This is a genomic window from Mycobacterium sp. (genome assembly GCF_032159765.1).
Taxonomy (GTDB): domain Bacteria; phylum Actinomycetota; class Actinomycetes; order Mycobacteriales; family Mycobacteriaceae; genus Mycobacterium.
Genome location: NZ_JAVHWM010000023.1, coordinates 41,158 through 67,513, shown reverse-complemented (window position 1 = coordinate 67,513; position 26,356 = coordinate 41,158). Strand labels below are relative to the sequence as shown.

Annotated in this window: 27 protein-coding genes and 1 pseudogene; 13 read left to right on the top strand and 15 right to left on the bottom strand. The window is 65.6% G+C overall.

Annotated features, from left to right (window positions below; genetic code table 11):
- The 5 genes from QOH60_RS02765 to QOH60_RS02745 form a co-directional block, all read right to left on the bottom strand.
- The coding region (locus QOH60_RS02765; protein ID WP_526416840.1) for a lipase family protein at nucleotides 1-1,147 on the bottom strand (1,147 nt) is incomplete at its 3' end.
- A 150-nt stretch (nucleotides 1,148-1,297) separates the two neighbouring features.
- On the bottom strand, nucleotides 1,298-2,770 hold the full coding sequence (gene ahcY, locus QOH60_RS02760; RefSeq protein WP_526416838.1) for an adenosylhomocysteinase: 1,473 nt from the start codon (nucleotides 2,768-2,770) through the stop codon (nucleotides 1,298-1,300).
- A 93-nt stretch (nucleotides 2,771-2,863) separates the two neighbouring features.
- Nucleotides 2,864-3,517 carry a TetR family transcriptional regulator AlkX gene (gene alkX, locus QOH60_RS02755; protein ID WP_526416836.1) on the bottom strand — a complete coding sequence of 218 codons (654 nt, stop codon included), beginning with the start codon at nucleotides 3,515-3,517 and terminating at the stop codon, nucleotides 2,864-2,866.
- Nucleotides 3,514-3,693, bottom strand: a complete 180-nt coding sequence (gene rubB, locus QOH60_RS02750; protein WP_526416834.1) for a rubredoxin RubB — start codon at nucleotides 3,691-3,693, stop codon at nucleotides 3,514-3,516. The genes alkX and rubB overlap by 4 nt, the downstream gene beginning before the upstream one ends.
- 55 nt (nucleotides 3,694-3,748) lie before the next feature.
- Nucleotides 3,749-4,966 (bottom strand): alkane 1-monooxygenase, encoded by a 1,218-nt coding sequence (locus QOH60_RS02745; protein ID WP_526416832.1) that lies wholly within the window; start codon nucleotides 4,964-4,966, stop codon nucleotides 3,749-3,751.
- Nucleotides 4,967-5,232: 266 nt separating this feature from the next.
- On the opposite strand from QOH60_RS02745, the gene QOH60_RS02740 reads away from it, so the two are divergent.
- Entirely contained in the window at nucleotides 5,233-6,066 is an 834-nt protein-coding gene (locus tag QOH60_RS02740; RefSeq protein WP_526416830.1) for a class I SAM-dependent methyltransferase, read from the top strand.
- Here QOH60_RS02740 and QOH60_RS02735 read toward each other — a convergent pair.
- Nucleotides 6,060-7,520, bottom strand: a complete 1,461-nt coding sequence (locus tag QOH60_RS02735; protein WP_526416828.1) for an amino acid permease — start codon at nucleotides 7,518-7,520, stop codon at nucleotides 6,060-6,062. The two genes, QOH60_RS02740 and QOH60_RS02735, sit on opposite strands and share 7 nt — an antisense overlap.
- An 82-nt stretch (nucleotides 7,521-7,602) precedes the next feature.
- Between QOH60_RS02735 and QOH60_RS02730 the strand changes: the two genes are divergently transcribed.
- Nucleotides 7,603-9,003, top strand: coding sequence for an FAD-dependent oxidoreductase (locus QOH60_RS02730; protein WP_526416826.1), 1,401 nt, complete (start codon nucleotides 7,603-7,605; stop codon nucleotides 9,001-9,003).
- On the opposite strand, the gene QOH60_RS02725 is transcribed toward QOH60_RS02730, so the two are convergent.
- Genes QOH60_RS02725 through QOH60_RS02710 form a run of 4 tightly spaced genes read right to left on the bottom strand, consistent with a single transcriptional unit; the run spans nucleotide 8,964 to nucleotide 13,599 of the window.
- Nucleotides 8,964-9,884, bottom strand: coding sequence for a cation diffusion facilitator family transporter (locus QOH60_RS02725; protein ID WP_526416824.1), 921 nt, complete (start codon nucleotides 9,882-9,884; stop codon nucleotides 8,964-8,966). The genes QOH60_RS02730 and QOH60_RS02725 overlap by 40 nt on opposite strands.
- A 25-nt stretch (nucleotides 9,885-9,909) precedes the next feature.
- Nucleotides 9,910-11,136, bottom strand: a complete 1,227-nt coding sequence (gene manA, locus QOH60_RS02720) for a mannose-6-phosphate isomerase, class I (RefSeq protein ID WP_526416822.1) — start codon at nucleotides 11,134-11,136, stop codon at nucleotides 9,910-9,912.
- A 4-nt stretch (nucleotides 11,137-11,140) separates the two neighbouring features.
- Nucleotides 11,141-12,208 carry a TobH protein gene (locus QOH60_RS02715; protein WP_526416820.1) on the bottom strand — a complete coding sequence of 356 codons (1,068 nt, stop codon included), beginning with the start codon at nucleotides 12,206-12,208 and terminating at the stop codon, nucleotides 11,141-11,143.
- A complete protein-coding gene (locus QOH60_RS02710) occupies nucleotides 12,205-13,599 on the bottom strand; it encodes a phosphomannomutase/phosphoglucomutase (protein WP_526416818.1) in 1,395 nt (464 codons plus the stop codon). Before QOH60_RS02710 ends, QOH60_RS02715 begins: the two co-directional genes overlap by 4 nt.
- A 174-nt stretch (nucleotides 13,600-13,773) precedes the next feature.
- Between QOH60_RS02710 and QOH60_RS02705 the strand changes: the two genes are divergently transcribed.
- Nucleotides 13,774-14,586 carry a class I SAM-dependent methyltransferase gene (locus QOH60_RS02705; protein WP_526416816.1) on the top strand — a complete coding sequence of 271 codons (813 nt, stop codon included), beginning with the start codon at nucleotides 13,774-13,776 and terminating at the stop codon, nucleotides 14,584-14,586.
- A 12-nt stretch (nucleotides 14,587-14,598) separates the two neighbouring features.
- On the opposite strand, the gene QOH60_RS02700 is transcribed toward QOH60_RS02705, so the two are convergent.
- Complete coding sequence (locus QOH60_RS02700; RefSeq protein WP_526416814.1) at nucleotides 14,599-15,024, bottom strand: DUF3499 family protein; 426 nt, start codon at nucleotides 15,022-15,024, stop codon at nucleotides 14,599-14,601.
- 123 nt (nucleotides 15,025-15,147) lie between these two features.
- Between QOH60_RS02700 and QOH60_RS02695 the strand changes: the two genes are divergently transcribed.
- A complete protein-coding gene (locus QOH60_RS02695) occupies nucleotides 15,148-15,570 on the top strand; it encodes a metallopeptidase family protein (protein WP_526416812.1) in 423 nt (140 codons plus the stop codon).
- Between the two features lie 19 nt (nucleotides 15,571-15,589).
- On the opposite strand, the gene QOH60_RS02690 is transcribed toward QOH60_RS02695, so the two are convergent.
- Nucleotides 15,590-15,856 (bottom strand): WhiB family transcriptional regulator, encoded by a 267-nt coding sequence (locus tag QOH60_RS02690; RefSeq protein ID WP_526416852.1) that lies wholly within the window; start codon nucleotides 15,854-15,856, stop codon nucleotides 15,590-15,592.
- 396 nt (nucleotides 15,857-16,252) lie between these two features.
- Here QOH60_RS02690 and cofD point away from each other — a divergent pair, with 396 nt between their 5' ends.
- The 3 genes from cofD to QOH60_RS02675 are packed head-to-tail and all read left to right on the top strand — an operon-like array spanning nucleotide 16,253 to nucleotide 19,127.
- A complete protein-coding gene (gene cofD / locus QOH60_RS02685) occupies nucleotides 16,253-17,251 on the top strand; it encodes a 2-phospho-L-lactate transferase (protein WP_526416810.1) in 999 nt (332 codons plus the stop codon).
- Entirely contained in the window at nucleotides 17,248-18,588 is a 1,341-nt protein-coding gene (locus QOH60_RS02680; RefSeq protein ID WP_526416808.1) for a coenzyme F420-0:L-glutamate ligase, read from the top strand. The genes cofD and QOH60_RS02680 overlap by 4 nt, the downstream gene beginning before the upstream one ends.
- Nucleotides 18,585-19,127 (top strand): NUDIX hydrolase, encoded by a 543-nt coding sequence (locus QOH60_RS02675; RefSeq protein WP_526416806.1) that lies wholly within the window; start codon nucleotides 18,585-18,587, stop codon nucleotides 19,125-19,127. The genes QOH60_RS02680 and QOH60_RS02675 overlap by 4 nt, the downstream gene beginning before the upstream one ends.
- 5 nt (nucleotides 19,128-19,132) lie before the next feature.
- Here the strand turns inward: QOH60_RS02675 and QOH60_RS02670 are convergent, their stop codons facing one another.
- From QOH60_RS02670 to QOH60_RS02660, 3 genes and pseudogenes are all read right to left on the bottom strand, one after another.
- Complete coding sequence (locus tag QOH60_RS02670; RefSeq protein ID WP_526416804.1) at nucleotides 19,133-19,750, bottom strand: hypothetical protein; 618 nt, start codon at nucleotides 19,748-19,750, stop codon at nucleotides 19,133-19,135.
- A gap of 142 nt (nucleotides 19,751-19,892) precedes the next feature.
- Nucleotides 19,893-20,397 (bottom strand): annotated as a pseudogene (locus QOH60_RS02665) (nucleotidyltransferase family protein); the annotation flags it as partial.
- A gap of 196 nt (nucleotides 20,398-20,593) precedes the next feature.
- Nucleotides 20,594-21,181, bottom strand: a complete 588-nt coding sequence (locus QOH60_RS02660; RefSeq protein ID WP_526416802.1) for a hypothetical protein — start codon at nucleotides 21,179-21,181, stop codon at nucleotides 20,594-20,596.
- Between the two features lie 375 nt (nucleotides 21,182-21,556).
- On the opposite strand from QOH60_RS02660, the gene QOH60_RS02655 reads away from it, so the two are divergent.
- The 6 genes from QOH60_RS02655 to QOH60_RS02630 all read left to right on the top strand — a co-directional run bounded on the left by QOH60_RS02655 (nucleotide 21,557) and on the right by QOH60_RS02630 (nucleotide 26,321).
- Nucleotides 21,557-21,916 (top strand): hypothetical protein, encoded by a 360-nt coding sequence (locus QOH60_RS02655; protein WP_526416800.1) that lies wholly within the window; start codon nucleotides 21,557-21,559, stop codon nucleotides 21,914-21,916.
- A gap of 474 nt (nucleotides 21,917-22,390) precedes the next feature.
- A complete protein-coding gene (locus QOH60_RS02650; RefSeq protein WP_526416798.1) occupies nucleotides 22,391-23,059 on the top strand; it encodes an acyltransferase in 669 nt (222 codons plus the stop codon).
- Nucleotides 23,060-23,079: 20 nt separating this feature from the next.
- The gene (locus QOH60_RS02645) at nucleotides 23,080-23,943 is read left to right on the top strand and encodes an SAM-dependent methyltransferase (RefSeq protein WP_526416796.1); all 864 of its coding nucleotides are present in this window, start codon (nucleotides 23,080-23,082) and stop codon (nucleotides 23,941-23,943) included.
- Between the two features lie 43 nt (nucleotides 23,944-23,986).
- Nucleotides 23,987-24,226, top strand: a complete 240-nt coding sequence (locus QOH60_RS02640; RefSeq protein WP_526416794.1) for a phosphopantetheine-binding protein — start codon at nucleotides 23,987-23,989, stop codon at nucleotides 24,224-24,226.
- Nucleotides 24,223-25,581 (top strand): class I adenylate-forming enzyme family protein, encoded by a 1,359-nt coding sequence (locus QOH60_RS02635; protein WP_526416792.1) that lies wholly within the window; start codon nucleotides 24,223-24,225, stop codon nucleotides 25,579-25,581. Before QOH60_RS02640 ends, QOH60_RS02635 begins: the two co-directional genes overlap by 4 nt.
- Entirely contained in the window at nucleotides 25,578-26,321 is a 744-nt protein-coding gene (locus QOH60_RS02630; RefSeq protein ID WP_526416790.1) for an SDR family NAD(P)-dependent oxidoreductase, read from the top strand. The genes QOH60_RS02635 and QOH60_RS02630 overlap by 4 nt, the downstream gene beginning before the upstream one ends.
- Nucleotides 26,322-26,356 lie beyond the last annotated feature (35 nt).

Sequence of the window (26,356 nt, the reverse complement as noted above, 5' to 3'; positions counted from 1 at the left end):
CGCACCAGTCCCTGCCGAGCTGGTTGGCACCAGTCCACGGCACCAACGGGTCGTAGCGATTGCTGTTGATCAGGACCGGGGAGTTCGGCTTCAAACGGCCGATGCGTTGCATGTCGAAGAGTGTCTTGAACGGCTCCTCGTTGACCAGCTGGACGATGTCCTCGTTGAAGTACGGCTGAAGGTGCCTGAACATGAACTTGGTGATCGTTTCGGCGATGCATTGGTCTTGGACCTTGGTGAGCAGATCCGCGCCGCGCGGTGTCATCTTGTCGCGGATCGCCTGTTCGAACTCCGGATACGTCGTGATCACCGAGTTCAACGCGTAGCCGACGACACCCACCAGGGCGCTGCCGTCGGCATAGGGAAAGAGTTCCTTGAGGTCCGCCGGTGGCGCGCCCGCGTAGGTGCCGACGACGTGTAGCTCGGGAGCGTAGGACGGAGCCAGCTCGGCCGCCGCCGCAGCAGCGCCACCACCCTGCGAGTATCCCCAGAAGGCAAGCGGCCCATGCGGATCCAGCGATGTCTCCGATAGACGCATCGCGGCGCGTCCGGCGTCGAGCATCGCGTTGCCCTCGGCGACGCGGTTGACGTAGGTGTGCAGGCCGGGAGTTCCGAGGCCCTGATAATCCGTCATCACGATCGCGAAGCCGCGGGCGACCATCGTCGACACGAAGAGTTCCTCGTAGTTGAACGCGATGTCCAACCACGGCGCCCAGTGGATGCCCTGGTTGAACTGTCGTGACGGCGCGCATTGGTCGCCCTGCCCCTGGGTGCCGGGGCCGTAGACGATCAGGGGCCGCGGGCCCTGCCCGGGCCAGTCGTTGAACGGCTCGAAGTAGGTGCCCGTCACCGCCATCGGATTTCCGCGAGCGTCGGTGCTGCGGTACATGATTCGCGTTCCGGTGGCCATGATCGCGCCGAGCTGACCCGACGGCTCGAGCACCAGCCGTGACGGTTCGGTGCGAATCAGGTCACCGGGTTGACTCGGCGGCAGGGGGTCGGGCGGGGTGTAGAACTCGGCGTACTCGTCTTCGTTGAAGTAGGCGTCGTGGCCGTCGTTGCTCGGGTCGGCCCGAGCCAGCGGCGTGATGCCGAGCGTGACAGCAAGAACGACGACGACAACGAACCCCACCGATCCCCGAATCACGGAGGGGACGGTAACAGATCCCGTATGGGCAACGGGGCGATACCTACTATTGGGTAAGTTCAACCAAGCCGCTTACCTCAAACGCCGAAACTGCGGCCAGATCCGCCTTTTCGGCGTTTGAGTGATCTGGCCGCAGTCTCGGCAAAGAATTTAGTAGCGGTAGTGCTCCGGCTTGTACGGGCCGTCGACGTCGACGTTGATGTACTCGGCCTGCTCCTTCGTGAGCCGGGTCAGCGTTCCGCCGAGCGCCTCGACGTGGATCTTGGCGACCTTCTCGTCGAGGTGCTTGGCCAAGCGGTAGACCTCGTTGTCGTACTCGTCGTTCTTGGTCCACAACTCGATCTGCGCGATCACCTGGTTGGAGAAGCTGTTGCTCATCACGAAAGACGGGTGGCCGGTGGCGTTCCCGAGGTTAAGCAGCCTGCCCTCGCTCAGCACGATGATGGAATGCCCGTCACCGAAGACGAATTCGTCGACCTGCGGCTTGATGTTGATCCGGCGTACGTCGGAAGCCCGCTCCAGAGCGGCGATTTGGATCTCGTCGTCGAAGTGGCCGATGTTGCCCAGGATCGCCTTGTCCTTCATCGAACGCATGTGGTCCAGCGAGATGATGTCCTTGTTGCCGGTGGCGGTGATGACGATGTCGGCGTCGGGAATGGCCTCCTCGACGGTCTTCACGTCGAAGCCCTCCATCAGGGCCTGTAGCGCGTTGATCGGGTCGATCTCGGTGACGGTGACCCGGGCGCCCTGGCCCTTCAGCGACTCCGCGCAGCCCTTGCCGACGTCGCCGTAGCCGCAGATCAGCACGGCCTTGCCGCCAATGAGCACGTCGGTGCCGCGGTTGATGCCGTCGATGAGTGAGTGCCGCGTGCCGTACTTGTTGTCGAACTTGCTCTTGGTGACCGAATCGTTGACGTTGATCGCCGGGAACGAGAGCTCACCCGCCGCCGCGAACTGATACAGGCGCAGCACGCCCGTCGTCGTCTCCTCCGTCACGCCCTTGACGGACTCCGCGATCGTCGTCCACTTGGTCTTGTCGGTTTCGAACCGCTCGCCCAGGACGCCGAGGAAGACCTTCCACTCGGTACTGTCGTCGTCGTCGGCGGGCGGCACCACGCCGGCCTTCTCGTACTGCGCGCCGCGCAGCACCATCATCGTGGCGTCGCCGCCGTCGTCGAGGATCATGTTGGCCGGCTGATCGGGCCACGTCAGCATCTGCTCGGCGGCCCACCAGTACTCCTCGAGCGTCTCGCCCTTCCACGCGAACACCGGAGTGCCCTGCGGCTCCTCCGGCGTGCCATGCGGACCGACGACGACGGCCGCGGCCGCGTGATCCTGGGTGGAGAAGATGTTGCACGACGCCCACCGCACCTCGGCGCCCAGCGACACCAGCGTCTCGATCAGCACCGCTGTCTGCACCGTCATGTGCAGCGAGCCCGAGATGCGCGCACCCTTCAGCGGCAGCACCTCGGCGTACTCGCGGCGCAGCGACATCAGGCCCGGCATCTCATGCTCGGCCAGCCGGATCTCCTTGCGGCCGAACTCCGCCAGCGACAAGTCCGCCACCTTGAAGTCGATGCCGTTACGGACATCAGCGGTCAGCCGGTTCTCGGTCGTCGTCATCTATGTTCCTGTCTGCGCGCACGCGAATTACTTAGTCTGTTTACATATTAGTCGGCGGAGCGCGACTATTGTGCTCCTCGCGTCCGCGCCGCCCTAATTCTGTTCGATCACACCGTAGCGCTCGACGTACGGCGTCAGGAGCCTGGCCAGGTCAGCAGCGATGTCGTAATCGGCCTCGCGCGGCATCGACACGTAGCTCATCGCCAGCCGGACGATCGCGCGCGCCAGCACCGCCGCGTCCTCGTGGGAGTGCTTCACCCAACTCTCGGCGAATGAGTCGGTGAGCCGCTGTGAGCAGTGGGTGATCACCGGCCCGCTGTCCAGCGTGATCAGCTGCAGAAGGTCGGGTTTGGCTTGCCCGTTCAGCAGCGAGATCACCAGCGGGTCGGCCGCCGACTCGTCGAGGAACTCGCGAAACCCTTGCAGGAACGCCGAATTGATGTCACCGACGTTCTCCTGGATCGCGCCGTCGACGACGTCCACCAGCCGGTCGGCCAGCCGCAGCGCGTAACCCTGCGCGAGGCCCTGGCGAGACCCGAACTCGTTGTAGATCGTCTGACGGCTGATGCCCGCCTGGCGCGCGACGTCGGCAAGCGTGATTGACGACCAGTCCCGGCCGCCCAGCAGATCCCGCATGCCGTCGAGGATCGAGTCGCGCAGCAGCGCTCGCGACGCCTCGGCATACGGGACCCGCCGTTTAGGCTCCACACGCGCGACACTAGTGCGTGCGGCCCAGGCTGTGGTCACGCCCGGGCCACCTCCACCATCTCGAAGTCCGCCTTCGCCGCGCCGCAGTCCGGGCAGTTCCAGTCGTCGGGAATGTCGTCCCAGCGGGTCCCGGCGGCGATGCCGTCTTCCGGCCAGCCGAGCGCCTCGTCATACTCGAAGCCGCACTGGATGCAGCGGAACAGTTTGTAGTCCATTTCCTATGTCCTCTCGTTGGCTCTGAATGCGTTCTCTAGACCGTGGGGTGGGCACTCACGCGGCATACTGCGCGAGCAACTTCTCCCGCTTGGACGGATGCAGATTCACCTTCGTGATGTCACCGTCGTAGTGCGCCAACACCTTCGGGTCCATCACCTTGCGCCACAACGGCGGCACCAGCGTCAGCATGATCATGCTGGCGTAACCGCTCGGCAGGTTCGGCGCACCCTCGAAGCTGCGCAGCGTCTGATACCGGCGCGTGGGGTTCGCGTGGTGGTCGCTGTGGCGCTGCAGGTGGTACAGGAAGACGTTCGTCACGATGTGGTCGGAGTTCCAGCTGTGCTCGGGCCTGCATCGCTCGTAGCGGCCGTTCTGCGTCTTCTGCCGCAGCAGGCCGTAGTGCTCGAGATAGTTCACGGTCTCCAAGAGCCCGAACCCGATGACGGCCTGCACGACCAGGAACGGCAGCAGCGTCCAGCCGAACACCGCCAGCAGCGCGCCCCACAACACCACCGACATCAGCCACGCGTTCAGCACGTCGTTGCGAAGGGACATGGGGCTTTTGCCGAGCCGGCGCATCCGCTGGGCCTCCAGCTGCCACGACGACCGCAGGCTGCCCCAGATGCTGCGGGGCAGGAATGCCCACAGGCTCTCCCCCATCCGCGCGCTGGCAGGATCCTCGGGGGTAGCGACGCGCACATGGTGGCCGCGGTTGTGCTCGATGAAGAAATGCCCGTAAAACGTCTGCGCCAGTGTGACTTTCGACAGCCAGCGCTCCAGCGCATCCTTCTTGTGTCCCATCTCGTGGGCGGTGTTGATGCCGACACCGCCGAGCACGCCGACCGTCAGCGCGGCACCTGCCTTGCCGATCCAGCCCAGCGGCCCGTCATAGCCCAGCCAGCTGATGCTGTCGGCGGTGAACAGGTAGGCGCCGAACACGACGCTCGCGAACTGGAACGGGATGAACGCATAGGTGCAGTAGCGGTAATACCTGTCGTTCTCGAGTCGCTCCATCACCTCCTCGGGCGGGTTCTCGCCGTCGGGGCCGAACTTCACATCCAGCAACGGCAGAAGCACGAACAGCAGCAGCGGACCGATCCACAGCAGCGCCTGCGACGCCGTCTGCCAGCCGTGCTGATTCATCAGCGCGATGATCGGCAACACGACGAAAAGGGCCGTCGGCGCCACCAATCCGACGAGCCACAGGTACCGCTTCTTGTCGCGCCACGGGACGGCCACGACCTCCTGACTGTTCTCGACCGTCGATGTCACGGCCGCACCTCCTCTTCAGTGAACTGATCGAACGAACTTTACTTTAGACGACTTTGTGTCTCGTGTCTAGACATGTAAGCATGCTTTGTAAACAAGCGGGCGCCGGAGACCGTCCGCGTGTTTGCCCGCAACCGGAGTCCAGCGCATTAGGCGGCTGATGCGATTTGGCCACGATCTCCCATTACGATGACGACGACCGTTCTCCGACCGAGTTCGCTCGGCGACTGTTGCCCGCGAGCCGCGGGCAAGGACCATGAAGGATTTGTATGCCTGTCGGCGATGCCGAATTGCAGGAAGCGTGGAGCCAGGTACTGGACCGCTTCCCGTTCCCCGACTACATCAAGGCGGACCGCAACCAGATCGAGGTGGGTCGACAAGTCGCGCGTTTTCTCCCGCCCGGGTCACGAGTGCTGGATCTCGGCGCAGGCCCGGCCGACAAGACCGGCGTCGTCGCCGCGCTCGGCTACAAGTGCACCGCGATGGACGACCTGCAGGACTCATGGCACAACAAGGGCGGGACCCGCGTGAAAATCCTCGGCTACGCCGAGGCCATGGGGATCGACTACGTCCCATTCAACGGCGAAGACATTCCGCCGACTACTGGGGAATTCGACATGGTCATGTCCCATGACGTGCTGGAGCACCTGCACGATCCGCCGCGGTATCTGTTGAACGAGCTGATGGGCCGTGTGCGCACGGGCGGCTACCTCTACATCACCGTCCCCAACGCCGTGAACATCCGCAAACGAATCGCGGTCCTCTTCGGTAAGACAAACCACCCGCGTTACGAGCTCTATTACTGGTCACCGGTGCCGTACCGCGGCCATCTGCGCGAATACACCCGCGACGACTGCGTCAAGCTCGCCGAAGCGCTCGGGCTGGAGTTGATCGAGGCCAAGGGCTGGCACCAGGGCCTGAGACGGGTGCCACGCGGATTGCGCAGGCTGTACCTCTTGTTCAGCGCACTTGCCCCCAACACCCGGGATTCATGGCAGCTCATCGCCCGCAAGCCGCCCGGATGGCAACCCAAGTTTGAGCTCGCACCCGAAGAGCTGGAGAAATTTACCGGGTTGACCTGCTGGGACGACCTGGGTCACTGATGTGACGCAACGGCCCGAAGGGCCATCACCGAGTGGCGCCGGCTGTAGGCGAAGTAGACGACGACGCCCACCGCCATCCACACGACGAACCTGATCCACGTCAGCGCGGTCAGGTTCAGCATCAGCCAGAGGCAGGCCAGGATCGCGGCAATCGGCAGCACCGGGACCCACGGCGTCCGGAAGCTGCGCTTCAGGTCGGGCCGTGTGCGGCGGAGAATGATCACACCGGCCGACACCAGCACGAACGCGAACAGCGTGCCGACGTTGACCATTTCCTCGAGCTTGCCGATGGGGAACACCGACGCGGCCACCGCGATCAGGACGCCGACCAGCACCGTGAGCCGGACCGGAGTGCCGTGCGAGCCGGTCTTGGCCAGCGACCGCGGCAGCAGCCCGTCGCGCGACATCGCGAACAGCACCCGGGTCTGACCCAGCATCAGCACCATCACGACCGTCGTCAGCCCCGCCAGCGCGCCGATCGCGATGATCTCCGACGCCCAGGTCACTCCATTGGCCTTGAACGCGGTTGCGAGGTTGGGGTGTGCGCCGCCCTGCTCCTTCATCTGTGTGTAGCGGATCATTCCCGACAGCACGACGGCCACGGCGACATAGAGCACGGTGACGATGCCCAACGTGGCCAGGATGCCGCGGGGCACGTCCCGCTGAGGGTTCTTGGTCTCTTCGGCGGTAGTCGCGACCACGTCGAAACCGATGAACGCGAAGAAGACGATCGACGCCCCGGCCAACATCCCGTACACGCCGTAGGTGCTGCTCCCGGCGCCGGTGAGCAGTGAGAACAGTGACTGCTCGGTGTGCGAGCTGCTCGGCTGCGCCGGCGGGATGAACGGCGAGTAGTTGGCGGTCTTGATGAGAAATGCCCCGACGACGATCACGAGCAGCACCACCGACACCTTGATCGCGGTGATGACGGCACTGACGTTCGCCGACAGCTTCGTGCCGAGCGCCAGCAGGGTGGTCAGCACAGCGATTATCAGCAACGCACCCCAGTCGAGGTCCAGCGGCCCGAGATGCACTGTGCCGCCGGAGAATCCGAATACTGTGCCCAGGTACGACGACCAGCTCTTGGAGACCACCGCGGCACCGACGGCGAACTCCAGGATCAGGTCCCAGCCGATGACCCACGCGATGAACTCGCCGAACGTCGCGTACGAGAACGTGTACGCACTGCCGGCGACCGGGACTGTCGCGGCGAATTCCGCGTAGCAGAGCGCCGCCAGCCCGCACGCGACTGCGGCGAGGATGAACGAGATCGCGATCGCCGGACCGGTGAGGTTGGCGAAGGTGGACGCGGTGATCGTGAAGATACCGGCGCCGACGACCACCGACACCCCGAACACGGTCAGGTCCCACCAGGTGAGGTCCTTGCGCAGCCGGCTCTCGTCGTCGTCGGTGTCCTCGATCGACTGCTCTACCGACTTCGTCCTCAGCTCCATGCCGGTCTCCTTCCTGCGGGTTTGTACGTCTTTAGTACTGTGCTGCCCCATGTGGGATTCTCGCTCGGACAAGCCTCGCTCGGTGGAGCGTCGGGGAAAACACGCGATCGTTATCGGGGCGAGCATCGCCGGGCTGTGTGCCGGGCGGGTGTTGTCGGATTTCTACGAGCAGGTGACGCTCTACGACCGCGACACGCTGCCTGACCAGCCGGCCAACCGCACCGCGGTGCCGCAGGGCCGCCATGTCCACATCCTCATGTCGCGGGGTGCCCAAGAGTTCGAAGGGCTGTTCCCGGGCCTGCTCAAAGACATGGTGGCCGCAGGGGTGCCGATCCTCGAGGACCAGCCGGGAGCGATCCATTTCGGGGCGGCCGGACACGTGCTGGGGATACCCACCGAACTCGAGGAGACCTTCACCACGTACGTGCCGAGCCGGCCGCAGCTGGAATGGCAGATCCGCCGTCACACCGGCTGGTTGCCCAACGTGACGATCGAACAGCGCGCGGTGGACGCCCCGCGGTTCGACTCGGCGACGCAGCGCGTGACCGGCGTGCTGCTCGATGGCGGAGAATTCGTGGCTGCTGACCTCGTGGTCGACGCCACCGGCCGAGGGACCCGGTTGCCAGTCTGGTTGGGCGAGTGGGGATTTGACCGCCCGAACGAGGACACCGTCGACGTGGGGATCGGCTACGCGACTCAGCAGCTGCGGATCCCCGACGGTCTGATCGACGAGAAGGTCGTCGTCGCGGGCGCGTCCCGCGAGCAGCCGATCGGCATCGGGATGCTCTTCTACGAGGACGGCACATGGGGCATGACGACGTTCGGCGTCGGCAAGGCCGAGCCGCCGAAGACCTTCGACGAAATGTGCGCGGTCGCCGACGTGGTGCTGCCCAAGCAGGCCCCGGCCATCCGGCAGGCGACGCCGCTGGGCGACGTGGCATTCCACAAATACCCGGCGAGCCGCTGGCGCCGCTACGACAAGCTGACCCGTTTTCCCGGCGGGATCGTGCCGTTCGGCGACGCGGTGGTCAGCTTCAACCCGACGTACGGGCAGGGGATGACGATGACGTCGCTGCAGGCCGGGCACCTGCGCAGGGCGCTGGAATCCCCCGATCCCGATCTCGCGCACCAGTTGAACCGGGCGACTGCGAAAACGACGTTCCCGGTGTGGACGATGAACGCGATCGGCGACCACCAGTTCCACAACGCCGGCGGATCGATGCCCCGCTGGTACGGGCCGGTCGGCGGACTGTTCGACCAGTTCCTCGGTGCGGCCGAAACCGAGCCCGTGCTTGCCGAGTGGTTCCTGCGGCGCTTCTCCTTGCTGGACAGCCTCTACATGGTTCCGAACATGCGGATCCTCGGCCGCACGATCAAACACAACATGCGTGCACTGTTGGCCGAGCGAAAGCAAAAGCGCGGCGACGTGCGCCCGCGCGGCGATTACGACGTCAGCGCACGGTCGAGGTCAGGCTCGAGGTAGATCAACCGCACGGCGGGTACCGCCGAGCGGATCCGCGCCTCGGCTTCGTTGATGACGTCCGCGACGGTGCGTAGGTCGCAGTTGGGTGGCAGCGCGATCTTGGCTCCGACGAGCAGCTCGTCGGGACCCAGGTACTGCGAGCGCAGATGGATCACGCGCTCGATGTTCGGGGTGGCTTCGATCGCCGCGCGGATCGCCTGGTCCTGTTCGCTGGTGGCGGCCTCGCCGATGAGCAGGCTATGCATCTCGCTCATCAGGATGACTGCGATGACGCCGAGCAGCAGACCGATAGCGACGGTGCCGATGCCATCCCAGACGGCATCGTCGGTGAGCATCGTCAATCCCACGCCCGCCAGCGCGAAGACCAGCCCGAGAAGCGCGCCCATGTCCTCGAGCAGGACGACGGGCAGCTCGGGGTTGCGGGAGGTGCGGATGAAACGCCACCACGAGCCGCGACCCTTCAGCGGCCGGGACTCGACGATCGCGGTGCGAAAGCTGAACGATTCCAACACAATCGCCACCAGCAGAATCCCGATCGCCACAAAGGGATCGGTCAGCTCGTGGGGATGGCGGATCTTCTCGTAGCCCTCGTAGAGCGCGAAGACCGAGCCGAGGCTGAACAACACCAGCGCGACGACGAACGAGTAAAAGTAGCGGCTGCGCCCGTGACCGAACTGATGCAGGTCGTCGGCGTCCTTCTCCGCTCGATTCTGGCCAAATAGCAGAAGGGCCTGGTTGGCCGTGTCGGCCACCGAGTGCACCGACTCGGCGAGCATCGACGAGCTCTGGGTGAAAAGGTAGCCGACGAACTTCGCCACAGCGATGCCGGCGTTGGCCGCCAGCGCAGCGAGGATCGCCTTCTTACTCCCGGCCGTCGACACGTCGCGCCCTCCTTGCCGCTGCCATCTAAATCCCGGTACTGACGCGGAACAACTCGGCGGGCTCATCCGCGACCAGGCGTATCGGCCCGTCGTCTGCGGGCACCCACGCGGCCTGCCCGCGGTGCAGTGTCAACGACGACGACTTCGCGTGCAGCAACACCGAGCCGTCGGTGCAGAGCAGCACCTGCGGGCCGTCGTGGCGCACCGCGGCGTCGATCTCGTGGCCCAGGTTCTCTCCCTCGATGCTCACCCGTGAAACGGCAAACTCGTCGGTGGGCACGTCATAGATCAATTCCGTTCCGTCCCTGTGCATCTGCGGTCGCAACGCGGTCTCCGACACTGGGTCGAAGTCGAGAATCCGCAGAAGCTCGGGGACGTCGACGTGCTTGGGCGTCAGCCCACCGCGCAACACGTTGTCGGAGTTGGCCATTACCTCCACCGCGAACCCGCTCAGGTAGGTGTGCAGGTTGCCGGCAGGCAGAAAGATCCCCTCTCCGGGCGCCAGCCGCATTCTGTTCAGCAGCAACGCGGCCAGCACGCCGGCATCGCCCGGATACCGCTCGCCGAGTTCGAGCACCGTCTTGGCTTCGTCAGCGAAACGCGATGCGCCGGAACGCACATAGTTGATGGCACCGTCGAGAACAGCAGGCACCAGTACGTCGAGGTCCGGCTGGGGCGCGGTGATCCATGTGGTGAACAGTGCGCGCAGCCCGTCGGCGTCCGGTTGCCCGGTCAGCAGGTCGACGTACGGGTCGAGACCGGGCACCGCCAGCGCCCTCATCAGCTCGATGCTGCTCGCGACATCGCGGAAGCCGGCCAGCGCCTCGAACTCGTGCAGGGCGATCACCAGCTCCGGCTTGTGACTGCGATCGCGGTAGTTGCGCGTCGGCGACGATATCGGTATCCCGCGCTTCTCCTCGCGCTCGAACCCGTCGGCGGCCTGCGCAGCGCTCGGATGTGCTTGAAGCGAGAGCGGCTCGTCGGCGGCGAGTACCTTGACGAGGAACGGAAGGCAGTCTCCGAACCGGTTCAGCACCGCGTCGCCGAGTTGGCCTTCCGGGTCGGCCCTCAGCGCGTCGAGCAGCGACTGCTCACCACCGTCGGTCTCCAGCCACGCAGGGTCGCCCGGATGCGCCCCGAACCACAGCTCCGCTTCCGGATGCGGTGTGGGCGTCGGCCTTCCGGTGAAGGCCGCAATCGCTGTGCGTGACCCCCACGCGTACGTGCGCACTGCGCCGCGTAACAAATGCACGTCCCTAACCCCGTATCAATCGCAGATAAACGGCCGCCATCTCCATCCGCACGGCCAGCACCCCCAGTTGCGCATCGGCGCCGCCGATCCCCACCGCGCTCGGGTCGGCGACGTCATCGGCGCCGACGACGTCGATGTCGCCCAGCCCGGCGATCCGCGCCGCGACCACGCGGCGTTCGTCGTTGAGCACCAATGCAAGAACCCGCGGCCGATCGGGCAGCGGTCCGTCGATCTGTTCGTCGTGGAACAGTTCGTCGACCGAATCGTGCACTACGCCCGACAGGCCCGAGCGCAACGCGATGACCGCATCCGAAAGGCTTGTCGCGGCGGCAATCTCACCGGCTACCCGCAGCAGTACCGAGCTGCCGTGGTGCGCCACCGCGAGCGGGCCAGGGGAGTCGGCGGTGAGCACAACGCGATGCGACTGCATCCGCCCGGCCAGTGCCTTGGCGGGGTTGGTGAACACCTCACGGGCCGCGCTGCTGCGCAGGACTTCAGCGTCGAGCTGGTCGGCGAGCGCGGCGATATCGGCACGCACTGACGTGTCGACGGCAGCGACCGCTGCCAACCCGGCCGCCAGGTAGCGGCACAGGCCGAACGCGTCGTTGAGTGGAAGCCGCGGCGCCAGCACGGCTGCCCGCCCGGCGGCGGCATCGCGCAGCGGCCCCTCGAATGGCGCCACCACGAGAAGGCGTGCCCCGCGCCGCGCAGCGAGCGATGCGGCGGCGGCCAGAGCCGGATCACCAGGATCATCACCGGCCACGATCACCGTGTCGAGCGGTCCGAGCCACGGCGGTGCACCGCTGGACTGCAGGATCGGCACACCCGCGACGTCTCCGACGATTGCCGACACCACGCGTCCCGCCGTTGCGGCCGTGCCTCGGCCCGCGACCCAGATCACGGTGCGCGGCAGCGGGCCCGTCAGCGACTCGAGCTCCCCTTCCTCGACCGCGGCCGCCACCGCGCGCACGTGCGCACCCGCCGTCGACACAGCGCGCAGTAGGCCGTCGCGGTCGGCGCCCGCGAGGCCGTCGGCGTCGTCGAGGTCGATCACCGAGCGAGTGGCGTTCATCGGGAAACGCCTGTGTGAGAAGTGATTTCGTCGCCAATGTGGCCGACGATCTCATCGACGGTGGCCTTGGTGCGGGCCTCGACGTTGAGCCGCAGCAGCGGTTCGGTGTTCGACGTCCGCAAGTTGAACCACGTGCCTTCGCCCAAGTCGACGGTGACACCGTCGAGGTGGTCGATCGACACGATCCTCGTGCCGAACGATCGCAGCACCGCATCGATGCAGGCCTGCGCGTCGTCGACGGTGAAATTGATCTCGCCGGACGGCTCGTAGCGCTGATAGTCGGCCATCAGATCGGACAGCGGCCGGTCCTGACCGCCCAGTGCCGCGAGCACGTGCAGGGCCGCAAGCATCCCCGAATCGGCACCCCAGAAGTCGCGGAAATAGTAATGCGCGGAGTGCTCACCGCCGAAGATCGCGCCGGTCTCGGCCATCAGGCCCTTGATATAGGAGTGCCCGACGCATGAGCGCACCGGAGTTCCGCCCCGCTCAGTCACCAGTTCGGGCACGGCACGAGACGTGATCAGGTTGTGGATGATGGTCGCGCCGATCTCGCGCCCGAGTTCGCGTGCGGCCACCAGCGCGGTGACCGCTGACGGAGACACCGGCTCGCCGCGCTCGTCGACCACGAAGCAGCGGTCGGCGTCGCCGTCGAACGCCAGCCCGATGTCGGCCCGAGTGGCGAGAACGTGCGCCTGCAGGTCCACGAGATTGGCCGGATCCAGCGGATTGGCCTCGTGGTTGGGAAACGCCCCGTCGAGCTCGAAGAACAACGGCTCCACGCTGATCGACGGGATCGGGCCCAGCACCGCGGGAGTGGTGAGTCCGGCCATCCCGTTGCCGGCGTCGACGGCGACGCGCAGCGGTTGGGTGCCTGTGAGGTCCACCAGTGACCGCAGGAATTCGCCGTAGTCGGCGAGCACGTCCCGGCGGGACGCCAGCCCGTGCTGCCCGGCGTACGCGGGCACCCCGGCGATCACGTCATCGGAGATGGTGGCCAGCCCGGTGTCTCGGCCAACGGGCTTGGCGCCTGCGCGGCAGAGCTTGATTCCGTTGTACGCGGCGGGATTGTGGCTCGCGGTGAACATCGCGCCGGGACAGTCGAGCGAGCCAGAGGCGAAGTAGAGCTGATCGGTGGAGGCCAGCCCGATGTCCACGGTGTCGAGTCCCTGCGCCCGCACTCCGGACGCGAAGGCAGCGGCCAGCGCGGGCGAACTCTCGCGCATGTCGTACCCGATGACTATTGCTTCCGTATCGGCTTGTTCGGCCCTGAGCAACCGCGCGAACGCCGCTCCGACATCGAACACGAATGACTCGTCGATCTCCTCGCCCACCAAGCCGCGTACGTCGTAGGCCTTGATCACGCGGTGGACCACCGCAGCGGGCCGGGACATGACGACGACGGGCTCCTGATCGATGGACGAGTGTCGTTGGCAAGCCTAGCCGGAACGGCTTGCGCGCCGATGAGCGCTTGCGCGAAGAGCAACAAACCGCCGATGAGCGCTTGCGCGAAGAGCACAAGCCGCCGATGAGCGCTTGCGCGAAGAGCACAAGCCGCCGATGAGCGCTTGCGCGAAGAGCAACAAACCGAAGGATTCGGGCAACTCCTGGCGTGGTACGCTGCGGAATCCCGCAGTCCAGATTCGGTAATTCGAACGCAAGAACGCAAGGAAGAACGACGAAGCATGGACGACAATATTTACGAAAGCGGCGAATATCTCGAACATAATCCGGACTGGCACGCCGGGGACTCCCCGACGAAGGCGAAATGGATCGCCGACATTCTCGACCGCAATCGTGTAAGGCCCAAGCACATTGTCGAAATCGGCACCGGGTCGGGCGAAATCTTGGTATGCCTGAAGAAGGTCTTCCCCGATTCACAGATCGACGGGTATGACGTATCCCCACAGGCTTTCGCGATCGCCGCACCCAAGGCGGCCGACGGTCTGAGCTTTTACCATGCCGATTATTTCGAGGTCGACGGCAAAACACCCGACCTCGTGATGGCGATTGACGTTTTTGAGCATGTCGACGACTACATGGGATTTCTGCGGGCGATGAAACCGCGGGCACCTTTGAAGCTGTTTCATATACCTCTTGATCTTTCAGTGCAGGGCGTGCTTCGCGGAAAGCCGATTCTGCAGGCCAGGCAGGCGATAGGGCATTTGCATTACTTCTTCAAAGACACGGCCCTGGCCGTACTGGCTGATTCCGGCTATGAAGTCGTCGACTGGAATTACACCCACGGCGCTGAGACGCTGCCGAACCGGGCCTTGCGCACCCGAATCGTCAACGGCCCGCGCCGGCTGCTTCGCCGGATGAACGAGGACCTCGGGGTACGCCTGATGGGCGGCGCGTCGATGATGGTCCTCGCGCGGTGAGCTAAGCCGCCGTCACTGCGGCGGATCAGGCAGCACCCGCAAATGGCCGCGCCTGCGCCCCGAAGTCACCGGATGTGCGGGCGGCGCCATCGCGGCGGGATTGGTGGCCAGCGGGGCGCCATCAGCGAGGTTGTCGAGTGCGGCCCCGCCGCGGCTAACCAGCAGCACGCCGTCGCGACCCTCCCGAACCGCGTCGGCTAGGGCTACCAGATCGTCGTCATCGGGGCTCGTGGGCAGCGGGCCGGCGTGGCGAACCAGATCCCATCCGCGCGGCGCGGTGATCCGCCCGGCGTGGGCGACGCAGAGGTCCCACGAATGGGGCTCCGCCGCAGTGGCCAGTGGCCCGACTACCGCGGTCGAGTCGGAGTAGACGAACGTCAGCGTCGCGACCGCATAGTGAGGGCACCCGGGCCGACAGCAACGCCGGGGAACGTTCACGATCGAGAGGCTATCGCGCGCGGTCGCCTGCGAGTGCCGGACACGCGCACGGGTGAGCGGCAAGATCTCCAACCGTTACGATCACCCGCGTGGCGGGCACGCGACATGACTAGGCGGCGGGAAATGCGGGGCCCGCTGCTGCCGCCCACGGTGCCCGGGTGGCGCAGCCGCGCGGAACGATTCGACATGGCGGTACTGGAAGCCTACGAACCGATTGAGCACCGTTGGCAGGAGCGAGTGTCGGCGCTGGACGTCGCAGTCGACGAGATCCCGCGCCTGGCACCGAAGGATCCCGACAGTGTGCAGTGGCCCCCGGAGGTCGTTGCCGACGGCCCGATCGCGCTGGCCCGCCTCATCCCGGCGGGCGTTGACGTTCGCGGGAACCCGACGCGAGCGCGAATCGTGTTGTTCCGCAAGCCAATCGAGCGCCGAGCCAAGGACGGCGACGAGCTGGCCGAACTTCTGCACGAGCTGCTGGTGGCTCAGGTGGCCACGTATCTGGGCGTCGAGCCGTCGGTCATCGACCCCATGCTCGATGACGAATAGCGCTTGCCTTCTCCGCGAACTAGATGATGCCGCGCTTGAGGCGCCGGCGCTCGCGTTCGGAGAGCCCGCCCCAGATACCAAAGCGCTCGTCGTGGGCCAACGCGTAATCCAGGCACGCGTCGCGCACCTCGCAGCCCATGCAGATGCGCTTGGCTTCCCGCGTCGACCCACCCTTTTCGGGGAAGAACGCCTCGGGATCGGTCTGAGCGCACAGCGCCCGGTCCTGCCACAGCGGGTCATCGGGGGTCAACGGTGCCGGGCCGAAGTCCTCTGACACCAAAGTCAGGTGGGCACGTCTGGGGGTGCCCGTTGTTTCTGCGCTGGAGGGGATTTGCGGCGTGCTGCCCCATGTGCTCAATCCCGGGTCTCCCAGCCGGAGTGGCTGCGGGAAATCCGCGTAGTCGTAAGGCATTTCGCCTCCTAACCTGATGATCGCAGTAGGTGTGGAATGTCGTCCACTATTCAATTCACATTCGAACAAGTGATCGAATCTCGGTCTGCGACACCAGAAACGAGGAGCCAACCGGGAATGACACTGGTGTGATTACACACTTGCGATCTTGTCCGGTCAAGCGTTAGAACCAGATTTCATATCATCTTGTGATCGAAAATCGGCGCGCCGTTACCTCGGCGTGTCGCCCGAGGTGGGCCACCACCGCCTCAGGACCTAGTGTCGGATGGCGTGAAGGTCACCGTTCTCGTGGGCGGCGTCGGCGGGGCGCGCTTCCTGCTCGGCGTCCAGCATCTGCTCGGGCTGGGCCAGTTCGCCACCGGCGATGGCGGAACCGGCGAGCTGACCGCGATCGTCAACATCGGCGACGACGCGTGGATGCACGGCGTCCGGATTTGTCCCGACCTCGACACCTGCATGTACACCTTGGGAGGTGGCATAGACCCGGAACGAGGCTGGGGGCATCGGGACGAAACCTGGCACGCGATGGAGGAATTGGCACGCTACGGCGTGCAGCCCGACTGGTTCGGGCTCGGCGACCGCGATCTTGCCACCCATCTCGTCCGCAGTCAGATGCTGCGCGCGGGCTATCCGCTCTCGCAAGTCACCGAGGCACTGTGCCGGCGCTGGTCGCCCGGCGCGACGCTGTTGCCCGCCAGCGATGACCGCTGCGAAACACATGTCGTCATCACAGATCCGGACGACGGCGCACGCAAAGCGATCCATTTCCAGGAGTGGTGGGTTCGTTACCGGGCGCAGGTGCAGACCCACAGCTTCGCGTTCGTCGGCGCCGACAAGGCGACCGCTGGACCTGGCGTCGTCGAGGCGATCGAGGGCGCAGACGTGGTGTTCATCGCGCCGTCCAACCCGGTGGTGAGCATCGGCGCAATTCTGACCGTCCCCGGTGTGCGTGCCGCATTGCGCGCCACCTCAGCGGCGGTCATCGGCTACTCGCCCATCGTCAGCGGAAAACCGTTGCGCGGCATGGCCGATGAATGCCTCAGGGTAATCGGCGTGGCGAGCACTTCGGAGGCGGTGGGCGCCTACTACGGCGCCCGCGCGAAGGTCGGCATCTTGGATGGGTGGCTCATCCACGAGGGTGACTCCGCACAGATCGACGGCATCGCGGTCCGCTCGGTTCCGCTCCTCATGACCGACCCGCCGACGACCGCGGAGATGGTCCGCAACGGACTGCAGGTGGCCGGCATCACCTCTGGACCGCGCTCATGACCGAGCACGGATCTGCCGCGCGCGTCGAGGTGCTGCCGGTGCCCGGACTGCCCGAATTCCGGCCCGGCGACGATCTTTCGGCGGCGTTGGCCACGGCGGCTCCGTGGTTGCGCGACGGCGACGTTGTGGTGGTCACCAGCAAGGTGCTCAGCAAGTGCGAGGGCCGGATCGTTCCGGCACCGTCGGATCCGCAGGCACGAGACGATCTGCGCCGCAAGCTGATCGATGCCGAGGCTGTGCGGGTGCTCGCCCGCAAGGGCAAGACGTTGATCACCGAGAATGCCCTCGGGCTTGTGCAAGCAGCAGCCGGTGTCGACGGGTCGAACGTCGGGTCCACCGAACTCGCGCTGTTGCCGGTCGATCCGGATGCCAGCGCGGCAGCATTGCGACGTGCGCTGCAAGAGCGGCTCAATGTCGCTGTGGCCGTGGTGATCACGGACACGATGGGCCGCGCTTGGCGTAATGGCCAGACAGACGTGGCGATCGGTGCCGCCGGCTTCGAGGTCTTACACGGGTACGCGGGTGCCCGCGATGCGCACGGCAACGAGCTCGTCGTCACCGAGATTGCCGTGGCCGATGAAATCGCCTCTGCCGCCGATCTCGTCAAGGGCAAGCTGACGGGCATCCCGGTCGCGGTGGTGCGCGGGCTGGCAATTGCCGATGACGGCTCGACCGCGGCCCGGCTGGTCAGGCCCGGCGAGGAGGATCTGTTCCGCCTCGGCGCCGAGGAGGCGCTCGCCGAGGGCAGACAGCAGGCCCTGCTGCTGCGGCGGTCCGTGCGGCGGTTCGCGTCTGATCCCGTGCCGGGGCGCGACATCGAGGACGCCATCGCCGACGCGCTGACCGCACCCGCACCCCACCACACAAGGCCCGTGCGGTTTGTCTGGCTTCGTGATCGCGCCGTGCGCGCCATGCTGCTCGACCAGATGGGCGCGCGCTGGCGTGAGGATCTTGGGCGCGACGGAAAGTCCACCGCCGCGGCCGACGGGCGGGTGGCGCGGGGTCAAATCCTCTACGACGCACCGGAGTTGATGATCCCGTTCCTGGTTCCTGACGGCGCACACGACTATCCCGACGCCGCCCGCACCGCGGCCGAGCACACGATGTTCACCGTCGCGGTCGGCGCGGCAGTGCAGGGACTGCTCGTCGCGCTGGCCGTGCGGGGCATCGGCAGCTGCTGGGTGGGATCGACGATCTTTGCCCCCGAGGAAGTGCGATCGGTGCTCGGATTGGCACAGCATTGGGAACCCATGGGCGCCATTGCAATCGGCTATCCGTACGAGCCGGTGACACCGCGCGGTCCGGCCGACGCGACCGACCTGCTGGTCGAGAAGTGAGCCTGCGCGATTCGGTCGTTGCGATGCTCAGCGGCTGGAATGCGCCCGATGCGGCTCAGGACGCGCTCCGCTATGCGGTGCTGTCATTCGTGCTTGGGCGCGAGGACGCATGCCGACGCGAGTGCGTGCCTGGCCACATCACGGCGTCGACGCTGGTGCTGGACCACACCGGCGCACAGGTGCTCTTGACGCTGCACCCGAGGCTCGGCCGCTGGGCGCAGCTCGGCGGGCACTGCGAGGATGGGGACGCGGACATCGTCGCGGCCGCGCGCCGCGAGGCCGTCGAGGAGTCAGGCATCGGAGAACTCGCGGTCGAACCCGAACTGGCCGCCGTTCACGTCCACCCGGTGACGTGCTCGTTGGGGATACCCACGCGGCACCTCGACCTGCAGTTCATCGCGCACGCGCCCGCGGGCGCCCAGATCGCGTGCAGCAGCGAGTCACTGGACCTGCGATGGTGGCACGTCGACGCACTGCCCGAGGGCACCGATTACGCGCTCAACGGACTCGTCGCGCGAGCGCGTGTCCGGACCGCCTGAGGCGATCAGCCTCCCGAGGCGATCTTAGCGACAGTCGCCAGCTGCTTGTTGGCCTCGGTCGCGTGGTTTGTCAGTCCGTCGAAGTCGGGAGGATCGGCCAGGCACGCGGAGGTGGCGGCGGCGATCTCGCTCACAGCGGTTTGGCTCGCGGCCGTCATCTCCTCGTTGGGCGTGGGCAGGGTCTTGGCGAATTTCTCACCGGTATTGCCCAGCTGGATGCAGGCCCGCCGCACCGTCGCGGGGTCACCATTGTCGAGCGCTTTGCCCAGGTTCGTCATCGCATCCGAAATGGCGCCGAACGGGACCCCGGCCTTGTTCACCCAACCGCCGATAGCTTTGGCCTCCGCATCGGCCTTCGGCCCCTGCGCGGACACCGACGTCGACGGGTGCGGCGCCGGTCTGCCCAGGAATGCCGGGCGGGGAACCCAGGGCGTTGCCCTGGTGGTGCCGGCCGTGGCCATCGGCGAACTCACCAACTGCGCGCTGCCCGCCAGCACGACGGCCGTGACGGCGACGGCGAGCAATCCGGCACCCGCGGCCAGTGCACCGGCCAGCCTGTTGCGGCGGCGCCGCGGAGGCGGCGAGCTTGGCAGTCCTTGGCCGCCCTCATCACAAATTGCCATTGCCGCCCTCTCGCCCACCCGATTCCCGCAAACCGCGGGAAGTTAACTGTAGACCTCATTATGCCGTCGGATTTTAACTTTGCCCAACATCCCTGCAACACGGCCGAAAATTCACCGTAACGACGCGAACAGGCTCGCGGCTAAACGTCGGTGAATAGCGAATTCCGCCGTCAGGAATCTTCACCCTAGGCCACACCCGCGCACCCCGGAGCAACTCGCAGCGCGCGCCGTCGAGTCGAACGCCCGACCCGATCTCTGCACCGCGGCCGACGACCGTGCCGCCGATCAGCAACGCCCCGGGCGACACCGCGGCACCGTCGTGCACCAGTTTCTCCCGCGCACGTGGCCGAGCGCCGGTGGCGGCGCGATGCCCCTGCCCAAGTCGGTCGGTACGCAGCCAAACGCGCGCGGGTCGCCGACCCTCACGAGATGCAGCGTGACGTTGGCGTCGAGGCTGGCGTGCGAGTCCAGAAGCGCGGCGAGGTCCGCCCCGGACAGCACGTCGCCGTTGACCACCATCACGGTATCGTGGCGCAGCTTGGGCGCCACCCAGCGGTTCGGCTTCGGTGACGTATTCGATTTCCAGCCCCGAGTTTGCTGCCGTCGCCGAATTCCGCCTCGAATAACTCGGCCTCGTAGGATTCGCCGCGGCGGCATTCTCGGAGGTGGGGCGGCGCTGGGGAAAGATCGTTTCATTGCCTGCACGACCTCGGCTACCCGGCAAGCCGGTCACTCTGGGCTCTCGCCTCCCATCAGGACAAGACCCCAGTAATACCTCACTGATAAATCGAAGCCCTTCACCATTCCGGTTAGTCAGTAGCTTGAAGACTATTGCACCCGTCATTAGTTTGCCGCGGTGGTACGACCTTCCCACGGCGTATTTAACGCATTCTTCAGCGCTCTTCGAATCGTTTCCGGATCGATGTGGGATGCGAAGAATCTGGCGGTCACCTGCAAGCGGTCTGCCGCGGGTGGGTGCAGAATAACCACGAGGTGCTGTCGCGTCGCGGGGTCAGTGATCACGGCCAACCGCGATTGGCGAGCATCCGCCCACCCTATCTCCGAGTCGACTCCCGGTTTTGTGAACTCGGTCAACGTGAGCGTTGCCCGACGCTCGTCCGTGCTCTCCTGCACCTCGGCACGGCGCGGCCTGGCTCGTTGGCCGAACCACGCGTAGCGAGCTTTCGACACCATCAGCGGCGCTGCAAGTTTGAGCACCGACCGGTACGACAGAATCTCACGTCTCATTAGCATCGAGAAATCGTCCGGACTCGTCCCCTTTGAGAACGGCACATCGACAACCGACACAAAATTGGCCCATGTAGTCGATTCGGCTGGCAGGAAACGCCGAAGGTCGGTAAGAATTCCTACGTCTGCCGATAGATTAATTCCGGCCGACTCCAGCGACGCGCAGATGAAGAACATCACCATTACTGTCGTGGACACCCCTGGATAAAATTCGTCACGGTATGTCCGAAGATCCCTCATGAAATCCGAGCTGCTGGACAACCATATTGTCGAAGGCTTGTCACTTGCCGAGCTGACGGTGCTGATGTCGATCGATTCCGGCGCACTCCGCTGCGGCGAAGCACCTGGCGCTCGCCTGCGGGCTCGGACCGCGAGCGACTTGGCCAGCTCCCAGCCACCCCGCGATAGCGCAGCCGGTCGATGTCGTATCCCCGTCCACAGCGCTAGGGCAAATGGATGCCGAGTGACTCGCGCTTGGCGAGATACAGAATCAGCGAGCGCACCCGACCTGGTCAGAGCTTGAAGGAGGCGGAGGAATAGCCGACCGTCACCGAGCCCGTGATCACCATAGACGCACAGGAATTCACCACAACGCCAGACGGCGAATGGGATGTCGGGGTGAATTTTTTCGGCGTTGGCCACGACTTCTTCGAAATCGCGACACCCGAGCGAACATGGCGGCAGCACCGCGGCTTGGCCGGGTTTGCTTACGACGGGCCAGAACCGCGTACTACGCGATGGAATCAAACCGAGCCGGTAGTTCGGGCCGCCGCTAGCTATCTCGTCCACGATCGCCGCCAAGTCGTCGTCGGCGACCGACGGCACCGGTCCGATGACGAACCAAAGAGGTTCCCCGGCGAAGTGCACATCCAATTCGCCAACTGGCTGAACGAGTTCGCCGCCGAGTCGCTTCACTAGGCGAAAGTTCCGATATTGCCACCGGCGGTGAGCGTTGTGATGCTGCGCGGAACTTGTAGGACTGTATGGCAGTCGTCGCTCATTGCGCCTCCCTCACAAGCGGTTCGATTCGCGCCACTCGACAGCTCAATCGGCCGCCTGTGAATGCTTCCACTGACATGCGCCTGTCGTCCGGAGTTGCTGCGGGAAAGCCTCCTGAGCAACGCGTGGCAGGCAACGTAGGTCATCGTAGCTTTGCCGCGTCAACTGCCCAGCGCTCCGCCGCATGGGTTCCCGCCACGTCATTCTGAAACCACGGCACATGGCTGGTTATGAGACTTGCTGCCGGGTCGGCGTTTTCCATCAGCCGTTGCCGCACCGCTAGCAGCGATTGGCGTGCCTTCCCGTTTTGGCTTTGCTCGCCGTTCTTCGATACGCCTACACCGAGCGCTCGGCCGGTACCGCTAAGCATCGCCATCTGTACGATGCCGTCGCATGAAGGTCCGTTTGCTTGTCGCAGTGGTGCTTGCCCTGCTCCCCAGTCGGCTGCACCGGCTCGGGGGGACCGTGCTGCTCGGCTGGAAGGTCCATCCGACGGCTCATCTGGGTCACAGCATTATCGCGGCCCGTCGCGTCACGATCGGTGCCGGCGCCGCTATCGGCACGGGCAACATGATCAAGGGCCTCGACGAACTGACCATGGGTGATGAATCGATCATCAGCTATCTCAATTGGATCTCTGGGCCGCCGGTTGGCAGCGGAGCCTTCAAGCACTCACCGAAGCGCCGTCCGGCGCTCGTGATGGGTCGGGGTGCGGGGATCAGTGGCCGACACATCATCGACTGCTCGGACACCGTGACGTTTGGTGAGTTCGCCACGATGGGCGGTTACCGGTCGGTGATCGTCACTCACAGTGTCGATCTCGTACGCAATCGACAGCGTTGCGCCCCGGTGACGATCGGTGAACGAAGCGCAGTCTTGAGCAACGTTCTGATCTTGGCGGGCACGTCGGTTGCTCCGCGGTCCATTGTCGCGGCCGGTTCGGTGGTTAACACGCCGTTGACCAAGGAGTTCACCTTCTACAGCGGCAATCCCGCTGAGGCGGTCCGGGACCTGCCAGAGAACCTCGGCTACTTTGTTCGCACCTCTCCGCACGTCGAATGAACTGATCAGGAGCGCCGCACGTGTCCACTGACGACGCCGATCTCGCTTACGATCCGGCGACCCACTACGACCGCGTCACCCGGGCGTGGGGACTCCTCCTGGGTGCCGAGCTGCACTACGGCGTCTTCGACAGCGTCGACACTTCGCTGGAGCCTGCGACCGCGAGGCTGACTGATCTGATGATTGAGCAGGCCGACCTCGAGCCGGGCCTGCGGCTGCTCGACGTTGGTTGTGGCTCGGGCACCCAGGCGTGCCGCCTCGCCGAGGACTACGGCGTCGACGTGCTCGGCATCACGACGAGCCAGGTCGGCATCGACGAGTCCAGGGCCCGCGCGCGGTCCAGGGGAATCAGCACCGCGACGTTCGAGCTCCGCGACGCCATGGCCAACGGCCTGCCCGACGACACGTTCGATCGTGTCTGGGCGCTCGAATCCTCCCACCTGATGCCCGACCGCGCTGCGTTCGTGTCCGAGGCGTCGCGGGTGCTGCGCCCTGGTGGGCGGTTCGTCATGTGCGACATCGTGCGGCTGCGCGAGATCGGATTCTCCGAGCTGCGCCGTCGACGTGACGAGTTCGCCTTGCTCCGCGCGGTTTACGGCTCGGCGCGGATGGACTCGATTGACTCCTACACGTCGGCGGCCCGCGCCCACGGGCTGGAGGTCGACCACGTGCTCGACCTCTCCGAAGCCACCTACCCGACATTCGCGCGGTGGCGCGAGAACCTCGAACTGCACGTCGACGCAGTCACGGCGGCGCTGGGCGAGCAGGGCGTCGATGAGTTCGCCCGGTCGCTGCATGTGCTGGAAGGTTTGTGGCAGGAGCAGACCCTCGGGTACGCGTTGCTCTCGGCAGCGGCGCCCCAACCCCGTGCCGCCTCGCTATAGTCACTTGCGACCCGGTCCTGCCCATGACATCACTGGAGCCTCAATGCGCGATGCCCGCAGTCTGGCCGACGAGACCATCCGCCGTTTCCTCGTGCGAATCAAGAAGGAGGCCGAGTTCGACGCCTCGACGTCGCTCTATGGAGAGGGACTCGGACTCGACTCGCTCGAGGTCGCCGAGCTGTCGGTGCTGCTCGAGGACACCCTTGGCAGCGATCCGTTCAGCGCCGATCACGACATCACCGTGGTCGGCCAGGTGCTCGACTTCTACGCAGCCTCTGCATGATTGGTCTCGTCCAGCGATCGGCTGAGCGAGCCCCTGATCACCTCGCGGTAGTCGGTGAATCACGCTCGCTGACCTATGGACAGCTGTTGGCGGAGGCGCGCGATGTGGCGATACAACTGCGCTCCTCGAACGCCGGACTTGTTGCCGTGGCGGAGGACGATCCGGTCACGAGCCTCATCGTGCTGGTCGGTTGTGCGTATGCGGGAATCGAAGTGTGTGTTTTGCCGCGGGCGGCGACGGACGAGACAGTGTTGTCGACCGCTGAGCGGCTGGGAAGCGCGACGATCGTGACGTCGCGGGAGCTCGAGGGGCCGCGCGTGCTAGCAACGTCCGCGGTTGTTGCGACCACCGCCGACGATGCACTCGGCGATCCCGCAGCGGACGGGTCCGTCCTGGTCCTAACGTCGGGTACTACCCGCGGCGCTCCCCGGGCTGCCCGTCATCTGTGGAGCCGCCTGATCGCGCCGGTAGCAGCGACTCGTCCGACACCCGAGCAGCGATGGTTGCTTAGCTACGGGCTGAACCAGTTCGGCGGTCTTCAGGTCGTTCTCCACGTTTTCGCCGCCGCGGCGACCCTTTACATCCCCGACTCGTTCCAGCCGCGCCACGCCAGCCCCCTGCTCACGCAGTGGTCCATCACGCATGCCAGCGGTACACCCACCTTCTGGAGGTTCGCGCTCCTCGAGCTTGTCGGCGCCACCTTGCCGCCACTTACCCAGATCACGCTGAGCGGCGAAGCCGTCCCGGCATCGGTGCTTGCAGATCTAAAGAACCGCTTTCCCACCGCCCATATCTCTCAGGTCTACGCCGCGACTGAATTCGGCGCGGCGATCACGGTGAAGGACGGCCTTCCAGGCATTCCCGAGGAGCTCCTCACCGCCCGCGATCACATCCAGTTCGAAGTGCGAAACGGCGAGCTGTGGGTCAGGTCGATGTCGTCGATGCTGGGCTATCGTGATGCCGGTTCGGATCCCGCCGAGGAAGATTTGGATTGGGAAGACTGGCGCCCGACGGGTGACACCGTGGAGATCATCGACGGTCGAGTTCAGTTCCGCGGACGAACGTCGGAGGTCATCAACGTGGGCGGTGTCAAGGTGCACCCGGTGCCAATCGAGGAACGCATCGCTTCAGTCGACGGTGTCGTCGTGGTGCGCGTCAGTGGACGCCCCAACCCGGTAGTCGGTGCGGTCGTCGCCGCAGAAGTGGTTGTCGCGCCCGGGTATGACCCCGAGACGGTTACTGCAGGGATCCGAACCGCGTGTGAGGACCTACCCCCCAGTTGGCGACCGCGCAGCATTAAGGTCGTCGACGATCTGCTGACCAGCGGGAACAAGATCGCCAGAGGTGCGCGATGACGATCACCGATGATCGCGTGGTCGTCGTCACCGGCGGGAGCCGCGGTCTGGGCGCCGGAATCGTCCGGGCCTACCTGAACGCGGGTAATCGAGTCGCGACCTGCGCGCGCACCCGCACCGAGCAGATCGACCGTTGGCTCTCTGACGGCGAGGTCGCAGATCGGCTGCTCTTTTGTGAGACCGACGTCAGCGACCGCGGCGACGACGCCGCCTTCGTCCGCGCCGTTGTCGAGCGGTGGGGGCGCATCGATGTCCTGGTCAACAACGCCGGGGTCGCTCGTGACGGTGTCCTGGCCACCGCTCATCAAGGCGATGTCGACGCTGTCATCGACCTGAACCTGAAGGGGACCCTGGAGATCACCCGCCTGGTGAGCCGACGCATGCTCGCCCAAGGCGGTGGTCACATCGTCTCGATCTCCTCCATTGTGGGCTTGTCCGGCTACCGGGGTCTCGCGGTGTACAGCGCGACGAAGGCCGCGATCGACGGGTTGACGCGTGCGCTCGCTCGGGAGCTCGGATCTCGACGCATCTTCGTCAACTCAGTCGCGCCCGGGTATCTGCGCACCGAAATGTCGCACGGGCTCGATGAGGAGCAACTGGAGCAGATCGTCCGCCGCACCCCGGCCGGACGACTGGGGGAACCCGAGGACATCGCACGCCTCGTGATGTTCCTGGCGAGCGAGGACAACACTTACATCACCGGTCAGACATTCGTCGCAGACGGCGGCCTCACGGCCTGACGCCCTGACTTGCGGCCGCGACGCGTTGACATCGC